This window comes from Bifidobacterium reuteri DSM 23975, from assembly GCF_000741695.1.
Lineage (GTDB): Bacteria > Actinomycetota > Actinomycetes > Actinomycetales > Bifidobacteriaceae > Bifidobacterium > Bifidobacterium reuteri.
On sequence record NZ_JGZK01000008.1, the window covers coordinates 1 to 20,357 of the forward strand.

Below are 20,357 nucleotides of genomic sequence, written 5' to 3' on the forward strand. Positions count from 1 at the left end.
GAGGGGTAGTCAACTTGGTTTGGTCTCTCCCCCAGTCAGCTCCGCTGACAGCCCCCTCGTCAGAGGGGGCCGAAATACCACCGCTGTTTGCTTCGCTGACAGCCCGTCCTGCAATTACGGACGCGCTGCGCGCGGCATTCTGCTGGCTCGCCTGCCGGCTCGCACGTTGCCTACGAACAGCTCCGCTGTTCGCTTCACGGCAACGTCCCGTCAGAGGGAGGCAGCACCGCTCAACCAATCACGAGACGGACCACTAGGCCTTGATCAGGGCGTCTAGGGAATCAAGCGCTTGATTGATGGCCTTGGTTTCGCGGGCGTCCTCGGCCTCGGCCGCATCATAGGACGGGGCCGTGGTGTCGGGGAGAATCACGCCGATGCCATTGCCATTGCGGGATTGCTCCAACGCCGAAATCGACACCTGCTGCTGTGTCGGTTCGGGGACCACAGGCCGGGCGGGAAGCGGCTCCGACATCGGCGCAACAGGCTGAGCGACCGTGGCATCGGTCGTGGGCGGCGCTGGTGCAGCCACATGAGTAGTCGACGGCACAGGTGCGTTCGCCACCGCATGAGCCGCCGCCTCCGCCTGTACGGCCGCGAGGGACTCGGGCACTATCATCGTTGCGTCATCGATATTGGCGGGTTCGTCGACCATATGCCTGCCGCTATGGCTGTCGCCATGATTGCCGCCGGCACCCGAAAACGCGCTGACGGACGGGTATGCGCCAGCAGCGAGTCGCGCATCGGAAACAGCAGGGTGACCCGCAGTATGCTTCAGTTGTTCGGCTCGCAGGTCCTCGGCGGCATCATGCCGGGCCTCATCCCGGCGCATCGCCGCGACATTCTGCTGAGTCTGCAGCTCAATCATCTTCTGCCGGGCTCCGATGCGGGCGCGTTCGGCGGCGGTCATAATGCCCAACGCCTGCAGTCGTTCGTTTTCGACACGTCGCAGTGTGGCTTCCGCGTGGCGGATGTTCGCATCAGCTGAACTCAGAGCGTATTTGGCGGCGGCGAGCGGGGTTTTCGGCTGCCACAGATGCTCGATCTCCTCGAGCGTGCGTCCCATGGTCTCCGGTACGAGCTTGACAATACCCAGCAGGCAGATCAGATTCACGGCGCCGAAGATGGTGAAGGAGATGCCTCCACCCCAGCCGTCGATCATCAACGGCGTGAACTGGGCGATGATCCAGTTGGCGAACAGCAGGCTCATCACGCACAGGCCCGTCGCCCGGCCGCGCAGATACGTGGGGAAGAGTTCAGGTATCACAATCCAGGGAATCGGTCCCATGGAGAACGCGAACGATGCGGTGAACGCAATCACGAACACGAATGTCAGCAAAGCGCTCTGGATGGCGTATGAGATGGCGATGCAGAACGCGAATGCGCACATCATGCCCGCGCCGACCTCCATCAGTCGTTTGCGCCCGAACGTGTCGATGAGATACAGGCCGATCACCGTGGCCACGAGTTCCACGCCGCCCACGCATGCGGCGGTCAGGAATTCCGTGTCCCCCTTGAAGCCCAGATTGGAGAACATCACCGGACCATAGTAGGAAATGGCATTCATGCCGATCAGCTGATTGAACACCGCAAGGAAGATGCCGATGCCCAGCGCCTTGCGCAACCCCGGGCGGAAGAGATCGTGGAACTCCCTGGACATCTCATGTTCCAGTTTCACCGACGCGTTGATATCGTCCACTTTCAACCGGGCGCGTTCGGTGCCGAGAATGTGCTCGAGCACGGCGAATCCCTCATCGGTCTTGCCGACCTGGATCAGGAATCGTGGGCTTTCCGGAGCGTGCAGCATCGCCAGCAGAAAAGCGGCCGCCGGAATGGCGCCGAGCCCCAGCATCCAGCGCCAGCCGGTGGTCACATCCCAGTGATGCGAGCCGTACGAGGCGATGATGTAGTTGATGACGTTGGTCAGGAAGATGCCGCACACCGCGAGCATCTGATAGGAGAACGAGAGCAGGCCGCGGATGTTGGTCGGCGCTGACTCGGTGATGTAGGTGACGGCCAGGGCGGCGGTCAGGCCGATGCCGAATCCTCCGACCATGCGCGAAACAATCAGGTCAATCGGACCGACGGTCAATGCGCTCCAGATGGCGGCCACGAAGAAGAATCCGCCGCCGATGATCAGGATGCGCCTGCGGCCGAACGTGTCGGAAAGAAAACCGGCCGCCGCGGCCCCGACCATGGCTCCGACCATGATGGAGGAGATGACGAAGCCTTCCATGAAGGTGCTGAGCCCATACCGAATGTCCAGGAATTCGATGGCACCGGAGATGGACACGGTGTCGTAGCCATAGAGCAGCCCGGCGAGCCCCGCGCTCAGTGCCAGGCCAAAGGTGTATTTGCCAGAGCCCTGCGTACGAATGGCTGTTCCCAACGGGTTGTTGTGTTTTGTGGCATCCTGAAACAGGCCCGCCATATGCCCTTCCTCTCAATACAGCATGGGGACTGTGTTCATATTAGTCGCACCGGGAAGGATTGTACCGCGGCTGTCCCATAGCCGTTTCATAGCTGTTCCATACGGCAACGTGTACAGTGGCGAGTAGCCGAACATGCCATCGAATCGTGACGCCGGAGCAGCGACGGCCATCATGATGAACCGTATGTTGAACCACTGTATCGAACCACTATATGAAGGAGCATCGCTCATGACCAACGGTCACATCAACCCAGCGAACGTACCGGACATCCCGCTCAAGGATGGCCACTCCATCCCCCAGATCGGCCTCGGCGTGCTGCGCATCGACGACGATGGCGTGACCCCGGTCGTGGAATCCGCACTTGAGGCCGGCTACCGTCACATCGACGGCGCGGCCGGCTACAACAACGAGGCGGGCGTGGGCCGCGCGCTCGCCGCCACCGGCTACAACACTGGCGCCAAGCGCGAGACCCTGTGGGTCACCACCAAGCTGCGCGACTCGCAGCAGGGCTACGATTCCGCGCTGCGCGCTTTCGACGATTCGCTCGCCAAGCTTCAGCTCGACTACGTGGACATGTATATGATCCATTGGCCCACCCCCTTCGACTGGCGCAGCACCGACACGTGGAAGGCGTTCATCAAACTGCGCACGGAGGGCCGCGCCCGCACGCTCGGCGTCTGCAACTTCATGCCCGCCGACCTTGACCGTCTCTATCAGGAGACCGGCTCCTGGCCTGCCGTGAACCAGATCGAACTGCACCCCACCTGGCAGCAGCGCGAAGTGGTGACCTATTGCAAGGAGCACGGCATAGCCGTGGAAGCCTATTCGCCGATGGCCCGTGGCGCTGACCTCAACGCCGGCGACGGCACGATTGCGCGCATCGCCGAGGCGCATCAGGTGAGCCCTGCGCAGGTGATTCTGCGCTGGCACATCGAAAACGGCACCATCATCATCCCGAAGTCCGTGCACGCGGAGCGTCAGCAGGAGAACCTCGACCTGTTCGGCTTCGCCCTGACCGCCGAAGAGCATGAGGCCATCGACGCGCTCGACGGCCCGACCCGCGCAGGCCACGACCCTGCCACCTTCACCTACGCCTGATGAGTCGCCGATCAACGCATTTCCGGCGAGGCATCAACGCCTCCAATCCATTGGAGCGCATCCTGATCCTGCTGGTGATAGCCGCCATCATCGGCGTCACCGCAGGACTGCTGCTGCCGCAGGTCAGTCCCACCGCGGCCACTGTCACCGGCAGATATACGGCCACCGGCTCGGCCGCCGACACCCTGAACGCGCTCACGGTGGACGATAATCAGAATCCTGACGGCTACGACCGCGACGCGTTCGGCTTCCGCGAAACCGACACGGACGGCAACGGCTGCGACGTGCGCGAGGACGTGCTCGCCCGCGACCTGACCGACGTGGTGTACAAGCACGCCGGCTCTTGCCAGGTCTCATCCGGCACGCTCGCCGACCCGTACACCGGCCAGACCATCCACTTCGTGCGCGGCCGCAACACCAGCGCCAAAGTGCAGATCGACCATGTGGTGGCGCTCGAAAACGCATGGCAATCCGGCGCGCGCGACTGGGACTCCGCGCAGCGTCTCCAGTTCGGCAACGACCCGTACAACCTGCTGGCCGTGGACGGTCCCGCGAATCAGGAGAAGGGGTCAGCGTCTGCGGCATACTGGCTGCCCACCAATGCCGCATACCGGTGCGATTACGTGGCCCGGCAGATCGGCGTCAAGGACAAGTACCATCTGAGCGTCACCAGTCAGGAGAAGACCGCGATGCTTGCCGTATTGCACAACTGCCCGGGGCAGGCGGTCCCCGCCGATCAGTGATTTGTCTTTGACATATCTGCGTTACGAGGGGCGGGCGGGAATACTGGTGGAAATGCTGCGCGGAAAACCGATGTTGACGAAGTAACATGGCGACGCTATAACAGGGGCCGGTACCAGACAGTGCATAAACGGTACCCGAACGGTGCATGAGGGGAAGGCAAGACCACGAATCAGCTCAACGACAAGGACAGCGAAGACAAGCCTGCGTCTGACCAGAACAGGCCGCGCACCAACGATCCCACCATCACGAACGGCCGTACGCATGGCCGCGGCTACGGTCGTATGCACACCATCGACAAGCGTCGCACCATCAATCCCAACCGCGAACGGCTGGTCTCCGAACATCCTGACCTGAACATCGTCGACGCGCAGACTGCGGCCGCCATCGACCGAGACGACGCCGAGATCGACAAGGAGCGTGCTGCAGCGCGGGCGGAAGGAGGCAGCGGCGCCAAGACCACCCATCACGGTCATGCGCTTGCGGGAATCCTGGGCCCGGCGTTCGTGGCGGCCGTGGCATACGTGGACCCCGGCAACGTGGCCGCCAACATCACCTCCGGCGCGCGGTACGGCTATCTGCTCGTCTGGGTGCTGGTGATGGCCAACATGATGAGCGTGCTCATCCAGTACCAATCCGCCAAACTCGGCATCGTGACGGGCAAATCGTTGCCTGAGCTGCTTGGCGAGCGTATGCATGACGCCGGCCGGTTCATGTTCTTCATGCAGGCCGAGGTCATCGCCATCGCCACCGATCTGGCCGAACTCATCGGCGGCGCCATCGCCCTGAACCTGCTATTCGACCTGCCGCTGTTCGTGGGCGGCTGCGTGATCGGTGCCGTCTCCACCGTGCTGCTGATGTTCGAGGGCGGCAAGACCCATCGCCTGTTCGAGAAGATGGTCATTGCGCTGCTGCTGGTCATTACGTTCGGCTTCATCGCCGGCCTGTTCATCGCGCCGCCGAACCCGGTCGAAGTAGCCGGCGGCCTGATCCCGCATTTCACCACCACGGACTCCGTACTCATGGCCTCCTCCATGCTGGGCGCCACGGTGATGCCCCACGCCATCTACCTGCATTCCACGCTGGTCAACGACCATTACGCGCCCGGTCAGGCCAAGCCCTCCACCAAGCGTCTGCTTGACGGCTCCAAGGTCGATGTGGTCTGGGCGCTGCTGCTCGCCGGCACGGTGAATCTGAGCCTGCTGATTCTGGCCGCGAACTCCCTGTACGGCATGAAGGGCACCGATTCCATCGAGGGGGCGCAGCATGCGATTGTCTCGGTATTGGGCCCGGCGATCGGCACTATCTTCTCCATCGGCCTGCTGGCATCCTCACTGAGCTCGACGTCGGTGGGAACCTACGCCGGTTCGGAGATCATGCATGGCCTGCTGCGTATCAAGGCGCCGATGTGGGCCTGCCGTGTGGTGACGCTGGTGCCGGGGCTCATAGTGCTCTGGTTCGCACCGAACCCGACCGAGGCGCTCGTGGTCGGCCAGGTGATCCTCTCCATCGGCATCCCGTTCGCCATCATCCCGCTGATGCGCTACACGCATGACAAGGAGCTCATGGGCAAATGGGTGGACGGCCCGGTCAAGCATGCGATCTTCATCGCCGTAGCCGTGCTGATCATCGCGCTGAACGTGCTGCTGATCGTGCTGACGATCCTCGGCAAGGCCTGAGGCTTGAGGCTGAGGCTTGAGGCTGAGGCTGAGGCTGAGGCTGAGGCTGGGACTGGGCTTGAGGCTGGGGTGTGGGGCGAAAAGTGGGCTGTTTTGCACCATATCTTGCAGTTGTGTGTACCGGCGGCTGGAGATCGGGTGAAAACGGGCAGCTCGCGTCGTGTCAGTGGTGTTGCATAATGGCGGAATTGCAACGATCGTGGAGTTCTTGCCCGTCAGCCTAGCCGATGTGCGCGCGCCTGGCGTACACACAACTGCAAGATATGCCCGAGAATAGGCACCGTGCCGCATCCGGGGAGATTACCTCCGGTCGCTGACAGACGCAACCGTCACTCATGCCAATGCGAACGTGCCATTTTTCTGGGCCTGTTGCAATGCTTCGACCAATGGTCGCAGGCCGTGTTGCTCAGTGGAATTGTTCAATCGCGGTGTTGCTTCTTGTTCTATTTGTTCTATTTGTTCTATTTTGTATCCTATATAGGGCTTACTATCGTTGGAATTACAATGGTAGCAAGCCATTATGATTCGTAGGGCGAGTTTGTTCTATGGATTTTCTATTTGTTCTATAGACAGGTATATTGAAGGTATACTAGGACAACCGGCGTTGCGAAGGAGACTCGTCATGACGTTCCCCGCGAATCCATTCAAACCAACGGCAGGCGTGATGCCGCCGGTGCTCATCGGTCGCGAATCCATCGGATTGGATTTCTCTGAAGGGTTGGATGATGGTCCCGGTGCGCCCGATCGCCTGATGCTGATCACAGGGCCGCGAGGTAGCGGGAAAACCGTGATGCTGACGGAACTGGGGCTGATCGCCGCTCGACGTCACTGGACGGTGATTGATGAAACGGCATCTGCTGGTTTGGCGGAACGCCTCATCGCTCGTATCGCCCCGGAATCGAGCCGCATCGCCGGAGTGAACATCAAACCGTCGCTGATGGGCGCCAGCTTGGGCGAGGTGAACATAGCGCCGGCATTACGCCCCTCCACGCTGCGCGACGCCATGTCAGCGCGGCTTCGTGCGCTGGGCAAAGGCAAAGGTCTTCTGATTACCATCGATGAGACACAGGATGCGAGCATGGAGGACATGACCGCCATTGCCACGGCTGCTCAGCACATGCTGCGCGACAATGCGGAAGTCGCGTTCGTCTTCGCGGGCTTGCCTTCTCTCGTGTCCGATTTGCTCAACGCCAAGGTGCTGACGTTCCTGCGTCGCGCCTCGATCAAGGAACTCGGTGATGTGCCGCTGGATGAAGTGCGGGACGCATTCGCATCCACGATTCGGGGCGCAGGACTGTCGATTACGGACGAAGCCTTGGATTTCGCAGCGCAAAGCACGGGCGGCTACCCGTACATGATCCAGCTGGTCGGATACAACATGTGGCGAACCGCCCGCCGGCGTGCCGATGAATCGGGTCGCACGATCTCATTGGACGACGTGAAGGCCGGTGTGGAACAGTCGAAGGCAAAACTTGGCGAAGGAGTGTGTGCTCCCGTGGTCAAGCAGCTGTCCGAGCGGGCGGTCGACTATGTGACGGCCATGGCACAGGATGACGGACCGTCATCGACCTCGGAAGTCGCTGCGCGTATGGGCGAGAGCATGGACTATGCCAACATCTACCGTCAGCGTCTGATCGAAGACCACATCATCGCGTCTCCGGCGCGAGGCTTCGTCGATTTCGCCATCCCGTTCCTGCGAGAATACCTACGTTCCCTGCATCGGCCGGAATGATCTCCGGCGGATTCTTATGGTTCTCTTCCACTAGTCAATGCGGCATGTAATACCGTTCATCATTACTGCGATGCAGAATGCTTCGATGCTCCGGCTGGAAAACCTTCGATAATGTGGATTGCCGCACTTCGGGCGATCATTATGGATGTTGTGAATTGCGGAAAACTCGCTCATAAAATGTGAAGCTTCGCCTAAAACTCGCTCATGAAATGTTGTATCCGCACCAATAAAGCCTCAATCAAGATGCAGCGTGCGGTCGGCGACGCGCATGGCGGATTCCCGGTGGGAGACCAGAATCACGGCGGCAGCGTGGGATTCCGCGCTCTGGGATGCGACAGCGCGAGATACCACGCCTTGGGATTCCGCGCCTTGGGAGTCAGCAGATTGCGATTCGGCACCCTGAATTTCGCGAGATGCGTGGCCGGACACCGCTCCCTGCGGACCGGGCACGGACGCAGAAGCCGCTTCCGGCTGGGATTGAGCGACGTCTGCATCCTGAGCCAGACCGCGAATCGACCGCAGGATGATGGCCTCGTTCAGCGCGTCAAGACGGCTGGTGGGCTCGTCGAACAGCACGATGTCGGCATTGCGCAGGAAGACGCGCGCCAGACCGATGCGCTGGCGTTCGCCTTCGGAGAGACGGTCGCCCAGCTCGCCGACCTGGGTATCGAGCCCATTGGGCAGCGAGTCGACGAGATCCAGAACCGAGGCCTTTGCCAACGCTTCGCGCAGGCGGGCGTCCAACGGGGTGACGGTCGTGGCCGAAACTGCCGGTGCGGACTGAACCGCTGAAGTGGAGGGGACAGCTGAAGTGGTAGAAGCGGACTGCACTTCCGGGGTCGGCTGTACCACCGAATCCGCAGTCGAATCCACAGCCGTGTCCACAGCCGACTTCACAGTCGTTTTCACAGTGCCGTCCGCCGCATACCCGGCGACCTCGATCACTGATTCGGGCAGCGCGATCAGCAGATTGTCACGGATGGTGCCGTCGAACAGGTGCGTATCCTGGCTCATCATGGCCTGCACGCGGCGGCGATGATGGGCATCCACCTCGGGCAGCGGCGTACCGGAGAGCAGTACGCGGCCGGACTGTGGATCCCAATAGCGCATGAGCAGTTTGAGCATAGTGGACTTGCCACGGCCGGACGGACCTTGGACGCCGAGGATGCCGTGGCGCGGGATGTCGAGCGTGAAGTCGTCGAGGATGGCGCGGGAGGGACTATTGCCGTCATTCCCGCCCTCGCTCTTCGCAACCGCCGCGGCAGACGCAGTGGTCTCCGACGCTTCCGACGCGGCAGACACGGCAGACCCGGCGGCATCCGGCGCAGCCGTCGGATAGGCGAAGGTGACGTGGTCAAGCGTCATACCCTGATAGTCGGGCTTGCTGGTTCCGGTTTCGATGACGGCCGGGGCTTCGTCCATGATGCCGAAAAGCCTGCGGGCGGCGGCGAACGTCTGGGTGAGGTTCGCCGGCAGCGCGCTCAGGGCGAGGGTGGGGCCGAACGAGCTGGTGAACAGCACGAACGCGGCGACCAGCGCCGGAATGCGATGCGCATCACCGGCGGCGAGCGAAAGCACCACGGCCAACACCAGCATGTTGAGGGCGATGACAATGAGGCCGCCGATGCCGGCGAACCGCCCGTTGACACGGCTGAGTCTGGCGTGGTCGCGCCACAGGGCACGGGTGCGGTCCTCGATGGCGCGGGCTCGGTCCTCGCCACGGCCGAAGCGGATAATCTCGTCCAGGCCGCGCATATCGTCGAGCATAACGTTGTCGAGCTGGCCCGCGGCGCCTCGGATCGCCGGACCGAGGTTGCGCACGCCGGTGGCGAAGAACTTCGGGATGAGCACGCCGACCACGAGATGCGAGACGACCAGCGCGAGCGCCATCCACGGGTTGAGCGTGGCGGCGATGATCGCATACACGATGGTGGTGGTGATGGCGATGGCCACCGGGCTGATGGTGTGCGCGAAGAAGATTTCGAGCAGCTCCACATCGGTGGTGAGCATCGCGATCAGGTCGCCCTTACCCTTGCCGGCGAGCTTGGCGGGCGCGAGACGTCGCAGGGCCGCGAATGCCCTGGAGCGGAAGAGCGCGAGCAGATGGAAGGCCACGTTGTGGTTGAGGTACTGCTCCACATACCGGGTGATGCCGCGCAGCAGGGCGCAAATGATCATGCCGACGACGGCTGGCACGACGCCGATACCCCATACCGGGTTGCCGGCGAGCGCGAAGCCCGCGACGATGCCGAACACCGGCAGGAAGGTGGCTGCGAGATGGCCGATGGAGCCGGAGACAGTGGCCGCGACCATGAGCTTGGTGAGCGGGGCCGCCACCTTGAGCAGTCGCATGACGGTCTGGAAGGTGGTGAGCCGGGCGGGGACTACGGTTGCGTTGGAGCCGGTAGCCGTAGTGCTGGGCACTGCGTCCGGGTCGCTGTCTGCTGCGGTATCGGCGTGTACTGTGGCATCGGCGGGGGCTACTGCGGCACCGGCGTGGGCATAAGCGGCGGCGTTGGTGCGGCCAGCGGCATCCTCGTGAGCCGCATCGGCTGCAGCAACACCAACCGTCTGCTGCGTATCCTGTCCAGCATTCGTAGCGATGTTCTCGATGGCGGCCTGCGTGGCATACATCTCGGCATATCTGCCGTGGGCCACCAAGAGCGACGCATGCATGCCGGTCTCCACTACGTGCGCATGGTCGAACACCACCACCTGATCGGCATGTCCGGCATTGGCCATGCGGTGCGTGATCATGATGACCGTCTTGCCGCCGACATGCGCCAGTTCGCGAATCGTGGCGAGAATAAGCTCCTCGGATTCCACATCCACACTGCTGGTGGCCTCGTCGAAGACGAATATCGGGGAGTCATGCAGCAGCGCACGGGCGATGGCGATGCGCTGACGCTGTCCGCCAGACAGGTTGGCGGCGTCCGGTTCAATCGTCATATCCAGACCAGCCGGCCGGCTACGCACGAAGTCGGCGATGCGAGCCTGTTCGAGCGCGGCCCAGAGTCGTCGCTCCACGGCGTCAGCGGCATCAGCGGAACCCGCAGCAGTGCCAGAGTCAACGGAACCGTCAACGTTTACGGAATCGGCCGCAGCATAGTCCAGCGGCAACGCCATGGTCAGGTTCTCGCGCAGCGTGCCGGCGAACAGATGGCTGCTGGCACCGATCAGAGTCACATTGAGGGCCAAAGTCTCGCCGGACAGCTCACGTGATTCGACCCCGCCGATGGTGAGCGATCCCTGATAGCCTTCCAAAGTGCCGGCGATGAGGGCCGCGGCCGTCGATTTGCCGGAGCCGGAGACGCCGACGATGGCGGTCAGCTCGCCGGGCCGTGCGGTGAAGGACACGTCGGCGAGGGCCTGCGTGGCAGTGGATGCGACATCAGAAGTGCTTGCCCCGGCATCCGTGTAGGAGAACGAAACATCCGAGAACTCGACTTCGAGCGACGGGCCCGCCTCGCCTCCGGCGGACGCAGGCAGATTAGCACTGCCGTGCGCGGGCTCGGGCGCGTCAAGCAGCGCGAAGATGCGCTTGGTGGAAGTCATGCCGTTCATGGCCACATGGAAGAACGAGCCGAGCTGGCGCATCGGGATGAAGAACTCGGCGGACAGGAGGATGATGAACAGCAGTCCGGCCAGCGTGAGCGGGAAGCCGGAGCCGAACGGCATCAGATACTGCAGGCCGTAGGCCACATAGGCGAGCGGGCCGGGCAGGTGCGCGGCCATGTCGATGGGCTGCCAGACCGTGCCGGGCATGTAAGTGCCGTCAGTGTGCGCATAGCGCCACAGGGCTACGCCGATACCGGCCGCGGCACCGCCGTAGGCCACCACATCCATGGCCGTGAGTGAACGCAACTGGATCTGCAGCACGCGCATGGTCATCACGCGGAAACCCTCGGCCTTCCGGTCCATGTCGGCGGCGGCACGGTCGTCGGCGTCGAAGTTCTTGAGGGTCTCGAGTCCCTGGAGGTTGTCGAGGAAGGCGGCGCCCATGTCGGTGTAGCGGCCCCAGTACTTCTTGAAGGCGCGGGCGGCGGTCATGGAGACCATGCCGGTGACGATGATGATGAGCGGCGCGCACAGCAGCATGGTCAGGGCGGAGGGCATGTCTATCGGCGCGATGACCGCGAACAGCGTGATCGGCGCGAGAATCGCGTAGAAGAGCTGCGGCAGGAACAGCTCGAAGAAGCTTTGGATCTGTTCGACGCCTTCGCCGGCGGATTGCACCACGTCAGAGGTCTTGACGCGGGAGGCGTAGGAGGGGCCGAGGCGCAGCATCTTGCGGTACAGCTTGGAGCGCAGCGCGAGCTTGACCCGTTCGGCGGCCTCGGTACCGAGGCGGGCCGAGCCGGTGGTGGTGGCGTAACGAATGGCCGCGCACACGATCATCAACAGCACGTAAGCCAGCAGGTCGCCAGCCATCGGTGCGGCTTCGAGACCCGGAACATCGAACAGGTTGGACGGGCAATCGGCCGGTGATGCGGCATCGCACGCGAAGAGGTGCGGGTCGGCGAGGGAGAGCAGTCCCTGCAGCAGCATGACCAGAGAGAGCATGAAACCGATGTTGGACAGCAGACCCACCCACATCAATGCCACTTTGCCGGCCACGAGACCTTTGAGGCCGGGCGCTAATTGAAAGAGCCGTTTATCGAACATGCTTCTCCTGCTTTCCCTTCGCTATCGGGTCATTCCTCAGCAGCCCAATTGTGCGTAATCGTTCCCAACATAATGGAAAAGTCCAGCAAACGCTAGAGTGCTATGCAGCGACATATCTCACAGGGGTCGTACGCAACTTGTGAACTTGAACGTCCTTGCCTTTCTCGCTTACGAGGGGCTGATTTGCCTGATTAAGGCTCAAACCTGTCCCCGTATAGGCGCAGCAATGGCGACACTGCGGGATGCGGCTAGGAGGTCGCGGGCATATCGAGGGCCAGGATCGGTGAAGAATGCTGCGGTCGGCTTATGCACAAGCACTTGGCCGGCACGCATGACCATGATGCTGTCACACAATGCGTTGGCCACGCCCAGATCGTGGGTGATGAGCATGAGGCTGAGACCTCGGGTGCGGCGCAAATCAGCCAGAAGCTCCAAAACCTCGTGCTGCACCGAGACGTCCAACGCGCTGGTGGGTTCGTCCGCTATCAGCACGTCCGGATTCACAGCGAGCGCACGGGCGATGGCGATGCGCTGGCGCTGGCCGCCGGAAAACGCCTGCGGGCGGCGGGACAGCATGTCGTTCAGCTCGCTGACGTCGGCCGCTGCGAGCACAGCCGCAGATGCAGATGCGCCTGCGTCACTACCGGTGGTTCCCAAAACTGTATTCGCGCTCACGCCTGTGCCGGCCGAAGCACTATGGACACCGGCCGAAGCACTGCGAGCACCGGCCGAAGCAGCGCTAGCACCGACACCGCCTTGCACCGTCATGTTGCCGGTGTCATCAATGGCGTCGGAGTCGCCGCCCAAACCAACCATGCGCAGCAATTCGCGGCAACGCGCATCAACGGCCTCAGCGTCTGGATGCGGCCCGAGCGTCTTGTGCAGCAGCATGCCTTCGGCGAGGATACGGCGAATCGAATGGCTTGGGTTCAATGAGGAATCCGGATTCTGGAATACCATTTGGACACGTCGGCGTTGCTCGCGGGTGCGGCGAACCGGTGCCAGCACACGCCCGTCGAGCAGTACCTGCCCGGACGTGGGCGCGATGAGCCCGGCGGCGACCCGTGCGAGCGTGGATTTGCCTGCGCCCGACTCCCCCACGATGCCGATGGCCCCGCCTCGTGGCAGGTTGAGCGACACATGATCCACCGCCATAAAGCCGCTGTACTGCACGGTGATGTCGCGCAACGTCAGAATCACATCGGTTGATTGTGCTGGCAGCTCGACCGTATGTTCAGCGGTATGCTCGACCGTGTGCTCGACCGTATTGTGCCCGGCCATATGTGCACTCATGCTTCCGTCTCCGTGTTTCCAGTATTCCCGGTATTACCAGTATTCCTGGCCCCGTCCGTCAATTGCGCCCTCATATCAGTGGCAACTTCACCAGCATCCGGAATCGGCAGGACCGCGCTGACCAGCCGGCGCGTGTATTCATCCTGCGGATGCCGCAGGACCTGCTCGGTCGGCCCGGCTTCCACGATGTGCCCGTGCTGCATGACGATAAGCCTTGAACACAGTCGGGCGGCGACACCGAGATTGTGGGTGACGAACAGCATGGTCAGACCGAGCCGGTCTCGCAGATCGGCGAGCAGGTCGAGGATCTGCAGCTGCACGGTGACGTCCAGCGCGGTGGTCGGCTCATCGCACAGGAGGATGTTCGGATTGGTGGCGAGCGCGATGGCGATGCCGACGCGCTGGCATTGTCCGCCGGACAGCTGGCCCGGATAGCGGTCAGCCGCCCGCAACGACTCCGGCAAACCGAGCGAGACCAGCAGATCAGCGGCCTGCGCTCGGGCTTCACGGCGGCGGAGATGCCGGTTGTACCGCAGCACCTCGGCCACTTGCCGGACCACGCCGCTGAGAGGGTCGAGGGAAGACACCGGGTCCTGGAAAATCATCGCGAGGCGGGGAGCGCGGGAAGGTGCCGATGCGCCTGGGCGAACGCTCTCACGGGCAACTCCTCCAATCTGCTGTGCAGCCGTCTCCCCTTGCTCAGGAGGAGCCGGAAGAGTGGTGACACCAGCACCGCGAGAAACCCCGGCAGCCGCTGCCGGGAGTGGCGCAATGGTGATTGCCGACTCCGGATTAGCGAGCGTCACGCCTTCAGGCAGCAGTCCCATGACCGCGCGCAGGGTCAGGCTTTTGCCGGAGCCTGATTCGCCGACAATGCCCACCGCCTCTCCGGGAGCCACATCAAACGAGACGCCATCCACCAGCGGACGGCCAGTCAAAGAGGCGTGGATGAGAAGATCCCTTACTTTGACCAGTGACTGAGTCGGCGCTACGGCATCGGTGGAATCACCGGCAGTCGTGCAACCGCCGCCCAAAGCCGCATCAGGTCGCGCGGCGGCTTCGATATTGGCTTCGACCGACGAATCAGCTGCGGTTGTAGCCGCATCAGAACTCATGCCCGCCTCCTCATGTCGTTGAGCCCGTCGCCGATCAGGGCCAGCGCGATGCCGACCAGCACCACCGCGGCACCCGGCAGCGTGGACACCCACCATCGTGTGGCGAGGAAGGATTGCCCATCGGCGATCATCGTGCCCCAGTCAGGAGTAGGCGGCCTGACGCCGAGCCCCAGATAGCCGAGCGTCACAATCGCCACGAGCAGGGCGACCATGTCGCTGACCAGCACGATCACCGCCTGCGAGAGCACGTTCGGCAGGAGCTGGCGGAACAGGATCGAAGCGTCGGAGAAGCCCATCACGCGCGCGCTGTCCACCCATTCGGCTCCCGCGAGCGAGGCGGTGGCGCCTTTGACCGTGCGCGCGAAGATGATCCACCCCATGATCAGGAACGTGAGGAATATGCCGGTGATGCCGGTGCCGGTGACGAACGCCACCACGGCCACCAGCAGATAGAACGGGAACGCTATGAGCGCGTCGGAGAGCAGCGTGATGATGCGGTCCGGCCAACCGCCGTAGTATCCGGCGACGAGCCCGGCGCATGTGCCGATGAGGAACGGCAGCAGTTCGACGCCCACCATCAAAGCCAGATCGACGCGCCCGGCCGCAGCCACGCGCACAAGCAGATCGCGCCCGAGTTGGTCGGTGCCGAAAGGATGCGCGAAGGAGGGCGGCTGCAGCATGGAAGGGATGTCTTCGGCGATGGGGTCGTATGGGGAGACTGCCGGGATGATGATGGCCGCAAGCACTATTGCGGCGAGCAGTGCCAGCCCCGCGATCAACGTATGTGGTAGGCGATGCTCCAACACGCGCAGCCGCAACGAGTAATGCGAAAGCACGTTCTGCGGCTGCTTCGAGCCGCGTTGCGGAACCTGAGAATCACTGTTATGCTCAACTGCCACCGGTCGAGATTGCCGATGCTGTCGGGCCCGTTCTGGCGACGGGGAAGACGACGTTGCATTCTGTCCGAAAAGCATCGCTGATCGTTCGGATGGCGTCTGTATAGACTGCACATGGCTCGGTTCTGAAGTCGGCATCCGCATGGTCACAGCGCTCCCCTGGCTGCCGCGCTATTCCACTCGCCGGCCGCCGCACGATTCCGCCCGCCGACTGCTGCGCCCCGTACACGGTAGTCGATGAGTCCGCCGGCGATCTCGACGACGACCGAAACCAGCACCACGCCCAGCGCGCAGTAGATGGCGATGGCCTGAATCAACGGAAAGTCACGCGCGGTGATGGCGTTGAACAACAGCGAACCGACACCCGGCAGGCCGAACACCTGCTCCACCACCAACGTGCCGCCGACCAAAAACGAGATCTTCATGCCGTACAGTTGCAGGGCCGGCAGGAGCGCGTTGCGCAGCACATGCCGACGGATCACACGCTCGGGCAGGTGGGCGGCACGTAAGGTCACGACGAAATCAGACCCGAGTACTTCAAGGATCCGTGTGCGCAATGACCGCACGATAAACGGGGTCTGGGCGAGGGCGATGGTCAGCGAGGGCAACGCCATCGAATACAGCATGCCGTCGATGCCCGGCTGGACACCGCCCACCGGGAAGATCTTGAGCGTCACGGCGAACAGCAGGACGAACACGAGTCCGACCCAGAATTCAGGCATGCCGAGCGTGATTGTCGGCACGATGCGCACGAGCTGGTCCACCCAGCCGTCTTTGTGCAGCGCCGCGGTCATGGCCAGCGGCAAGGAGATCGCCACGACGAGCACCGCCGAACAGCCTATCAGCCACAGGGAGACCGGCATGCGGCTCAAGACCAGCGCGCGCGAGGATGCGTTGTAGGCAATGGATAGGCCGGTGTCGCCGGTGGTGAGCAGGGTGGCGATGAACGAGGTGAACTGCCGCCAGAGAGGCTGGTCGAGGCCAAGGCGGCGATGCATGTCGGCGATCTGCTCGGGCCGGGCCTTGAGCCCCAGCACCATCTGCGCCGGGTCGCCGGGCACCAGTCGCACGATCAAAAACACGCCGACGGTGACCAGAGCGAGCACGAGCAGCATATGTACGACAATGCCGCCCAGCCATCGGACGAGGGCGGCATGTCGTGAAGTAATCATGGTGGTTATTGTACGGCTACGGGAACCGGTACGGCTATAACCCGGGTAAGAACCGGGAATCAGCCGAGGGTGACGTCCTGGAAACGGACGGAGTTGTTCGGCAGGACTTCGAGGCCGTTCACGTTCTTGCGCAGTGCCTTGACGATCTGCGGGGAGTATAGCGGAATGTACGGCACCTCGTCGGCCAGGGTCTGCTGGATCTTCTCGTACAGGTCGGCGCGTTCGTCGCCGTCCGGGGTCACCTGCGCCTTCTTGAGTTCGGCGGTGACCTCGGGGTTGGAGTAGCTGGTCCAGTAGGACTTGCTGAAGCCGTCCGGGTCCGCCTGGAAGTCGATGATCGAGTCGGCGTCCGGGTAGTCGGCCTGGGCGGAGTTGATCATGATCTGGTAGTCGAACGCCTTGAAGCGGGAGCGGAAGGTGGCGATGTCCACCGAGTCGATGTCCAGCTTGACGCCGACCTTGGCGGCCGCGGACTGCAGGAGCTGCGCGGCCTGAGAGTAGGCGTTGTTACCGGAAGCGAGCAGGATCTTGGCCTCGAAGCCATCCGGGTACTTGGACTGGGCGATCTCCTCCTTGGCTTTGGCGAGGTCGTTGTCCACCGGCTTGATGGAGTCCTGGGTGCTGTATTCGATGGCCTTGGGCAGCACGGTCTTGGCGGTGTCCGCGTGGCCGAACGAGACGGCCTTGGTCACGTCGGCGCGGTTGAGTGCGTAGGCGAGCGCGCGGCGCACATGCACGTCGGCGAAGTGCTCGTCGGCGGTGTTGAAGAAGAAGGTATGGGTGACCCAGCTGCCGGCGGTCTCGACCTTGGTGTCGTTGCCGTTTTCGAGCTCGTCGAGGTTCTCGAGCGCCGGGTCCTCGATGCCGTCCACCTGGCCGGTCTTGAGCTGGTTGACGGCCTGCGTGCCGTCCTCCACGAGCTTGTAGACGAGCTTGCTGATGCCCGGCTTGCCCTTCTGCCAGTAGTTCTCGTTCTTGGTGAAGGTCAGGTCGCCGGACTTGTCCCACTTGGAGACGACGAACGGGCCGGTGCCCACCGGGTTGGCGAAGAAGTCGGCTTCGGATTTGCCGCCGAAGTCCTTGGGTACGATGCCGTTGGAGAAGTTGGCCAGTTCGGCGAGCAGCGGGGTGTACGGGCTGTTGAGCTTGATTTCGACCGTGTGCTCGTCCGGCGCGGTGACGGAGGCGATGTCGGCGGTCAGCGGCAGGGCAGCGTCCTTCTCGGCCTGATGCTGCTGGAGGGAGAAGACGGCGTCTTCGGCGGTGACGTTCTTGCCGTTGGAGAACTTGAGGCCGTCGCGCAGGGTGAACGTGTAGGTCAGGCCGTCGTCGGAGATCTGGTGGGACTTGGCGAGCCAGTCGATGATCTTGCCGTTCTTGTCGAAGCTGACGAGCGGCTCGAAGATCTTGTCGATGGCGAACGCGTTGTTGGAGGTGATCTCGGTCCACAGGTTGAGCGAGCTCACGGCAGCGGAGCGCGCATAGGTGAACGTGGTCTGGTCGCCGGATGCGCTGGCGCCGGTGGCGGACGTGGTGGAGCCGCCGGTCTGCGAGCAGGCGGCGAGCGAGATCGCGAGCACGGCGGCGGTCGCGGCCGTCAGCGCCGTGCGGATGGCACGAATGGTGCTGGTCTTCTTCATCTCTGATTCCTCTACTTGGTTCTCTGTATCTGCTGTTTCAGGTGCGACTGCTGCCCGCCGTGCGAACGGGCTGAACACGCGTATGCCTGAATATGCAAGAGCGCAGTCCATCCTAGGAGGGACTGCGCTCTGGTGCAATCGTGGTCTTGCCGCTTCGCTATCGGCGTTGGTTAGCGCCGGCTATCAGCTCGGCGGTAGCTCAGCGATGGCCGACGTCGATGGCCAACATCGATGAAGGACACGGCAAAGTCATGCATGTCAGGCGACTGCTGCGGCGGCGTCGGCTGCGGCGTCCGCCTTGGCGCGGCGGTCGGCCAGCGCGGCGCGGATGGCCGGCTCGTTCTTTTCGAAGCGACGGTAGAAGAGCATGATGAAGATGCAGATCGCGTATACGATGATCGGCAGCCAGATGAAGCAGAACTGGATGGCGTTCAGGGCCTCAGGGGTCTGCTGCTGGTTGGCCACGTAGCCGGCGGCGGCCATGATCTTGGAGGGGATCAGGTTGCCCAGACCGGAACCGAACTGGATGCAGAAGGAGGCACCGACAGCGGAGAGCAGGCCGGCGGCGCGGATGCCGTTCTTCCATTCGCCGTAATCGACGGTGTCGGCGAGCATCGCGAACGGCATGGCCAGAGCCATGGCGGCGCCGAGGATGGAGATGGCCCAGAAGACCACGAACAGCGCGAAGCTGTTGGAGGCGGTGAGCAGAAGCAGCTGGCCGACGATGGCCATCACCATGCCGAGAATCATGGTGTCGGTCTTGCCTGCCTTGCCGAGCTTCTTGGACAGCGGCGGGATGAGGAACGTGGTGATCAGGCCCAGGATCTGCATACCGTTGAGTACGGTGGCGAGGTTCTCGTTGTTCAGGTTGTACTTGGCGTAGTACACGGCCACGGACATGCGGTCTTCCTGGGCGATCCAGAAGATGACGAACGCGATGATCAGCGTGATCCACGGCCAGTTGCCCTTGATGGCGTGCAGGCTTTCCTTGAACGGCAGCGGATTCTGGGTCTTCGGATCGTAGTTGTGCTCGCGGATGTTGCGGAAGGCGAACCACAGCAGGGCCACGGCGATGACGCCGTAGACCGCGAAGGTGAACATGAAGCCGACCTTCTGGTTGGTCTCGCCGGTGATCGCCTTGCCGGCCCAGTTGACCAGCGGCAGGGTGCACACGGCGGTGATGAAGGTGCCGAACAGGCCGCCGGACAGACGGAAGGTGTTGGCCTTCACGCGCTCGGCCGGGTCAGGGGTAAGGTTGGAGAGGATTGCGGTGATAGGCGTCTGGATGCCGGTGTAGACGAGGCCGGCGGCGAGGATGTAGGTGATGGTGGCGTAGACGACCTTGCCTGCCGGCGGCAGGTCAGGGGCGGTGAACGCCAGGAACACGGTCAGCGCGAACGGCACGGCCATCCACAGGAAGAACGGGCGGGACTGGCCCCACTTGGTCTTGGTGTGGTCGACGATGGAGCCCCAGACCGGGGCGGAGATGCAGTCGCCGATACGGGCGATCAGCAGAATCCAGCCGGCAGCGGCGGCGGTGATGCCGAACACGTCGGTGTAGAAGAACATGATGTAGGTGCCGAGCGAGGAGTACAGCAGGTTGCCTGCCATATCGGTGCTCAGGTAGGAGAGCTTCTCCTTCAGCGGCAGCACGCCGTTGAAGTTCTCGTCGGCGGCTTCTCCTTGTGCTTTCGCGTTGTCCGTGGTCATGGCCACGTGTCCAGTCAGGGCAACAGACATAGTGCTTCCTCTCTTACACGTCTGTTTTTGTTCTGAATTGATGACTTCATGTGTGTTTTATCGGTAATGGTTGCGCTATCACCGATTGCCGAATGGCATATTAGGAGACGATTGCGCACAAAAACGCTCAAAATCCTCCCTGCGCGCGAATCGTTGC

The 20,357-nt window shown here is 62.8% G+C and carries 12 protein-coding genes and 1 pseudogene; 4 read left to right on the plus strand and 9 right to left on the minus strand.

Features of this window, described 5'->3' with window-relative positions; genetic code table 11:
• Positions 1-253 precede the first annotated feature (253 nt).
• The gene (locus BREU_RS07905) at positions 254-2,428 is read right to left on the minus strand and encodes a sugar porter family MFS transporter (protein WP_044089545.1); all 2,175 of its coding nucleotides are present in this window, start codon (positions 2,426-2,428) and stop codon (positions 254-256) included.
• 229 nt (positions 2,429-2,657) lie between these two features.
• Here BREU_RS07905 and BREU_RS07910 point away from each other — a divergent pair, with 229 nt between their 5' ends.
• The 4 genes from BREU_RS07910 (at position 2,658) to BREU_RS07925 (ending at position 7,679) form a co-directional block, all read left to right on the plus strand.
• Positions 2,658-3,527 carry an aldo/keto reductase gene (locus BREU_RS07910; RefSeq protein WP_044089546.1) on the plus strand — a complete coding sequence of 290 codons (870 nt, stop codon included), beginning with the start codon at positions 2,658-2,660 and terminating at the stop codon, positions 3,525-3,527.
• Positions 3,527-4,270: an HNH endonuclease family protein gene (locus BREU_RS07915; protein WP_044089547.1), complete on the plus strand. Its 744-nt coding sequence runs from the start codon at positions 3,527-3,529 to the stop codon at positions 4,268-4,270. Before BREU_RS07910 ends, BREU_RS07915 begins: the two co-directional genes overlap by 1 nt.
• A gap of 330 nt (positions 4,271-4,600) precedes the next feature.
• On the plus strand, positions 4,601-5,947 hold the full coding sequence (locus BREU_RS07920) for an Nramp family divalent metal transporter (RefSeq protein WP_081886627.1): 1,347 nt from the start codon (positions 4,601-4,603) through the stop codon (positions 5,945-5,947).
• A 622-nt stretch (positions 5,948-6,569) separates the two neighbouring features.
• The gene (locus BREU_RS07925; protein ID WP_044089548.1) at positions 6,570-7,679 is read left to right on the plus strand and encodes an AAA family ATPase; all 1,110 of its coding nucleotides are present in this window, start codon (positions 6,570-6,572) and stop codon (positions 7,677-7,679) included.
• A 234-nt stretch (positions 7,680-7,913) separates the two neighbouring features.
• Here the strand turns inward: BREU_RS07925 and BREU_RS07930 are convergent, their stop codons facing one another.
• The 8 genes and pseudogenes from BREU_RS07930 to BREU_RS07960 all read right to left on the minus strand — a co-directional run bounded on the left by BREU_RS07930 (position 7,914) and on the right by BREU_RS07960 (position 20,200).
• Complete coding sequence (locus tag BREU_RS07930) at positions 7,914-12,344, minus strand: ABC transporter ATP-binding protein/permease (protein ID WP_044089550.1); 4,431 nt, start codon at positions 12,342-12,344, stop codon at positions 7,914-7,916.
• A 198-nt stretch (positions 12,345-12,542) separates the two neighbouring features.
• On the minus strand, positions 12,543-13,304 hold the full coding sequence (locus BREU_RS07935; RefSeq protein WP_414133023.1) for an ATP-binding cassette domain-containing protein: 762 nt from the start codon (positions 13,302-13,304) through the stop codon (positions 12,543-12,545).
• A gap of 63 nt (positions 13,305-13,367) precedes the next feature.
• A pseudogene (locus BREU_RS12660) lies at positions 13,368-13,466 on the minus strand (ATP-binding cassette domain-containing protein); the annotation flags it as partial.
• 167 nt (positions 13,467-13,633) lie between these two features.
• Positions 13,634-14,752, minus strand: a complete 1,119-nt coding sequence (locus tag BREU_RS07940; protein WP_052382081.1) for an ABC transporter ATP-binding protein — start codon at positions 14,750-14,752, stop codon at positions 13,634-13,636.
• Complete coding sequence (locus tag BREU_RS07945) at positions 14,749-15,651, minus strand: ABC transporter permease (RefSeq protein ID WP_161788309.1); 903 nt, start codon at positions 15,649-15,651, stop codon at positions 14,749-14,751. The genes BREU_RS07940 and BREU_RS07945 overlap by 4 nt, the downstream gene beginning before the upstream one ends.
• 143 nt (positions 15,652-15,794) lie before the next feature.
• The gene (locus BREU_RS07950; protein ID WP_202962228.1) at positions 15,795-16,820 is read right to left on the minus strand and encodes an ABC transporter permease; all 1,026 of its coding nucleotides are present in this window, start codon (positions 16,818-16,820) and stop codon (positions 15,795-15,797) included.
• Between the two features lie 59 nt (positions 16,821-16,879).
• Complete coding sequence (locus tag BREU_RS07955) at positions 16,880-18,460, minus strand: ABC transporter substrate-binding protein (protein ID WP_044089553.1); 1,581 nt, start codon at positions 18,458-18,460, stop codon at positions 16,880-16,882.
• Between the two features lie 258 nt (positions 18,461-18,718).
• Positions 18,719-20,200 carry a glycoside-pentoside-hexuronide (GPH):cation symporter gene (locus BREU_RS07960; protein ID WP_238567031.1) on the minus strand — a complete coding sequence of 494 codons (1,482 nt, stop codon included), beginning with the start codon at positions 20,198-20,200 and terminating at the stop codon, positions 18,719-18,721.
• Between the last annotated feature and the right edge of the window lie 157 nt (positions 20,201-20,357).

Excerpts from the sequence above, each read along its gene's own strand:
- BREU_RS07960 (WP_238567031.1), bottom strand. The coding sequence starts at position 20,200 with ATGTCTGTTGCCCTGACTGGACACGTGGCCATGACCACGGACAACGCG.
- BREU_RS07915 (WP_044089547.1), top strand. The coding sequence starts at position 3,527 with ATGAGTCGCCGATCAACGCATTTCCGGCGAGGCATCAACGCCTCCAAT.
- BREU_RS07940 (WP_052382081.1), bottom strand. The coding sequence starts at position 14,752 with ATGAGTTCTGATGCGGCTACAACCGCAGCTGATTCGTCGGTCGAAGCC.
- BREU_RS07955 (WP_044089553.1), bottom strand. The coding sequence starts at position 18,460 with ATGAAGAAGACCAGCACCATTCGTGCCATCCGCACGGCGCTGACGGCC.
- BREU_RS07925 (WP_044089548.1), top strand. The coding sequence starts at position 6,570 with ATGACGTTCCCCGCGAATCCATTCAAACCAACGGCAGGCGTGATGCCG.
- BREU_RS07950 (WP_202962228.1), bottom strand. The coding sequence starts at position 16,820 with ATGATTACTTCACGACATGCCGCCCTCGTCCGATGGCTGGGCGGCATT.
- BREU_RS07910 (WP_044089546.1), top strand. The coding sequence starts at position 2,658 with ATGACCAACGGTCACATCAACCCAGCGAACGTACCGGACATCCCGCTC.
- BREU_RS07930 (WP_044089550.1), bottom strand. The coding sequence starts at position 12,344 with ATGTTCGATAAACGGCTCTTTCAATTAGCGCCCGGCCTCAAAGGTCTC.
- BREU_RS07905 (WP_044089545.1), bottom strand. The coding sequence starts at position 2,428 with ATGGCGGGCCTGTTTCAGGATGCCACAAAACACAACAACCCGTTGGGA.
- BREU_RS07935 (WP_414133023.1), bottom strand. The coding sequence starts at position 13,304 with ATGGTATTCCAGAATCCGGATTCCTCATTGAACCCAAGCCATTCGATT.